This is a genomic window from Rhizobacter sp. P1_G5, from assembly GCF_056405435.1.
In genome coordinates, this window is record NZ_JBFUCB010000730.1 from 1 (window position 1) to 2,782 (window position 2,782).

Below are 2,782 nucleotides of genomic sequence, written 5' to 3' on the forward strand. Positions count from 1 at the left end.
GCGCGATGTCGGCGATGGCCTGGCCGCGCTTCGACAGCGCACCCGCCGGCGCGATCGCCGCCACCCGGCGCCGGCCGCCCCGCAGCGCSGCCAGGCCCGGCGCCACGTAGCTGCCGTCGCCGACGCGCGCCACCACGTAGCCCTCGGCACGCAGCCGCTCCAGCGCCCACAGCACCGTGTTGCGCCCGACGCCGAGCGCCAGCGCGTGATCGCGCGACGGCGGCAGCCGCGCACCGGGCGCGAAGGTGCCCTGCTCGATCGCGCCGCGCAGCTGCAGGTAGACCTGCTGGCGCAACGTGGCGGCCGTTGAAGCAAGCGCCGAATTGGTTCCTCCGGGCATGGTCGATTGGTTCCTCGTGAAGCCTCTTCAGTGTCTACGATATGGAACCAATCCGGAACCCGACGGGAGCCTCTCATGAGCAACCAGACCATCAACAAGACCGACCGCTTCATCGCGCTGCACCGCGGCCCGCGCGCCTTCGTGATCGCCAATGCCTTCGATGCCGGCTCGGCGCGCGCGCTGGCCGGCATCGGCTTCGCGGCGCTCGCCACCTCCAGCGGCGCCGCCGCCGCGGTGATGGGCCGGCGCGACGGCCAGTTGACGCGCGACGAGGCCATCGCGCACGCCCAGGCCATCGTGCAGGCAGTCGACGTGCCGGTGTCGGCCGACCTGGAGAACGGGTTCGGCGCGACGCCGCAGGATGCCGCCGAGACGATCCGCCGCGCCGGCGAAATCGGCCTGGCCGGCGGCTCGATCGAGGATGCGAGCGGCGACGAGGCGAAGCCGCTGTACGACATCGGCCACGCCACCGAGCGCATCGCCGCCGCGGTGGAGGCGGCGCGCGCGCTGCCGCATGGCTTCGTGCTGACCGCCCGGTCGGAGAACTTCCTGCGCGGCAAGCCCGACCTCGACGACACGATCCGCCGCCTGCAGGCCTTCGAGCGCGCCGGCGCCGACGTGCTGTTCGCACCCGGCCTGCCCGACCTCGACGCGGTGCGCACCGTGTGCAGCGCGCTGACGAAGCCGCTGAACTTCATGGTCGGCATCAAGGGCAAGTCGTTCAGCGTCGCCGAGCTCGAAGCAGCCGGCGTGCGCCGCATCAGCCTCGCGACCTCGCTGTACCGCGCCGCGATGCGCGGGCTGCTGGACGCCGCGACCGAAGTGCGCGAGCGCGGCACCTTCGACTACCTGAACCGCCTGTGAGGACCTCGACGATGGCCACGCACGACTACCACGCCGAGGTGCACTGGACGCGCGCCGGCCAGCCCTTCACCGACAACCGCTACAGCCGCCGCCAYGACTGGCACTTCGACGGCGGGGCGACGGTGCCGGGTTCGTCGTCGCCGCATTCGGTGCGCGTGCCGATGTCGGACCCGAGCGCGGTCGATCCCGAGGAAGCCCTCGTCGCGGCCCTCAGCAGCTGCCACATGCTGTGGTTCCTCGGCCTCGCCGCGAAGGCGGGCTGGGTGATCGACGACTACCGCGATGCGGCGGTCGGCATCATGGAACCGAATGCGCAGGGGCAGATGGCGGTCACCGTCGTCACGCTGCGGCCGGCCGTGCGCTATGGCGGCGAGCGCCGGCCCGATGCCGCCGAGCAGGCGCGGCTGCACCACGAGGCGCATGCCAACTGCTTCATCGCGAACTCGGTGAAGTCCGAGGTGCGCTGCGAACCCGTCACGATCGACTGAAAGAGCCTCGATGTACGCACCCCGTCATTTCGAAGAATCCCGCCCCGAGGTGCTGCACGAGCTGGTGCGCACGCACCCGCTCGGGCTGCTGGTCACGCAGGATGCCGGCGGCGAGCTGTCGGCGAACCCGGTGCCCTTCCTGCTGGAGCACGACGAGGCCGGCCGCGCGGTGCTGCGCGCCCACGTCGCGCGCGCCAACCCGGTGTGGCAGGCCGCGCGGCGCGATGTCGATTCGCTGGTCGTGTTCCAGGGGCCGCAGGCCTACATCTCGCCGGGCTGGTACGCGACGAAGGCGGAGCACGGCAAGGTGGTGCCGACCTGGAACTACGTGATGGTGCAGGCGCGCGGCAGGCTGCAGGTGCATGAAGACGCACCGTGGCTGCTGTCGCTGGTGACTCGGCTGACGCAGCGACACGAGGCTGCGCTGCCACGGCCCTGGGCGGTGGCCGATGCGCCGGCCGATTTCATCGACGGCATGCTGCGCGCGATCGTCGGCATCGAGATCCCGCTGCAGGCGCTGACGGGCAAGTGGAAGGTCAGCCAGAACCGCTCGAGCGCCGATCGCGAAGGCGTCGCGGCGGGGTTGCGTGACCAGGGCGGCGCTGACTCGGCCGGTGCGTCGGTCAATATGTCCAGGCTGGTGCAGCCCGGCGGCTGAAGACGCGGGAGGATACTCGCGCTGCGCCGTCGCCTCGTCTGCCACGCGCACCGCACGATGAAATCCTTGCTCGCCCTGATCCTGCTGACCGCCGTCTTCAGTGCACGTGCCGCGCCACCGGTGCCCGACACGATCGCGCAACGCCTGCAGGCCTGCACCGGCTGCCACGGCAAGGAAGGCCGCGCCGCGCGCGACGGCTACTACCCGCGCATCGCCGGCAAGCCGGCCGACTACCTCTACCACCAGCTGCAGGGCTTTCGCGACGGCCGCCGCCAGTACGCGCTGATGACCGGCCTGCTCGATCCGCTGAGCGATGCCTACCTGCGCGAGATCGCCGCGTACTTCTCGTCGCTCGACCTGCCGTACTCGCCGCCGGCGCCCGGGCCTGCGCTGCCGGCCGCGCTCGCGCAGCGCGGCGAGGCGCTGGTGCGC

At 71.9% G+C, this 2,782-nt stretch carries 5 protein-coding genes; 4 read left to right on the plus strand and 1 reads right to left on the minus strand.

What is annotated here, in order from left to right:
- Positions 1–340, minus strand: a 340-nt coding sequence (locus AC1D12_RS30145; RefSeq protein ID WP_477844928.1) for a GntR family transcriptional regulator, incomplete at its 3' end; no start/stop codon positions are given.
- Between the two features lie 75 nt (positions 341–415).
- Here AC1D12_RS30145 and AC1D12_RS30150 point away from each other — a divergent pair.
- The 4 genes from AC1D12_RS30150 to AC1D12_RS30165 all read left to right on the plus strand — a co-directional run.
- Complete coding sequence (locus tag AC1D12_RS30150; RefSeq protein ID WP_477826373.1) at positions 416–1,204, plus strand: isocitrate lyase/PEP mutase family protein; 789 nt, start codon at positions 416–418, stop codon at positions 1,202–1,204.
- An 11-nt stretch (positions 1,205–1,215) separates the two neighbouring features.
- On the plus strand, positions 1,216–1,692 hold the full coding sequence (locus AC1D12_RS30155; protein WP_477826374.1) for an OsmC family protein: 477 nt from the start codon (positions 1,216–1,218) through the stop codon (positions 1,690–1,692).
- Between the two features lie 10 nt (positions 1,693–1,702).
- Positions 1,703–2,350: an FMN-binding negative transcriptional regulator gene (locus tag AC1D12_RS30160; RefSeq protein ID WP_477826375.1), complete on the plus strand. Its 648-nt coding sequence runs from the start codon at positions 1,703–1,705 to the stop codon at positions 2,348–2,350.
- 57 nt (positions 2,351–2,407) lie between these two features.
- The coding region (locus tag AC1D12_RS30165; protein WP_477844929.1) for a c-type cytochrome at positions 2,408–2,782 on the plus strand (375 nt) is incomplete at its 3' end.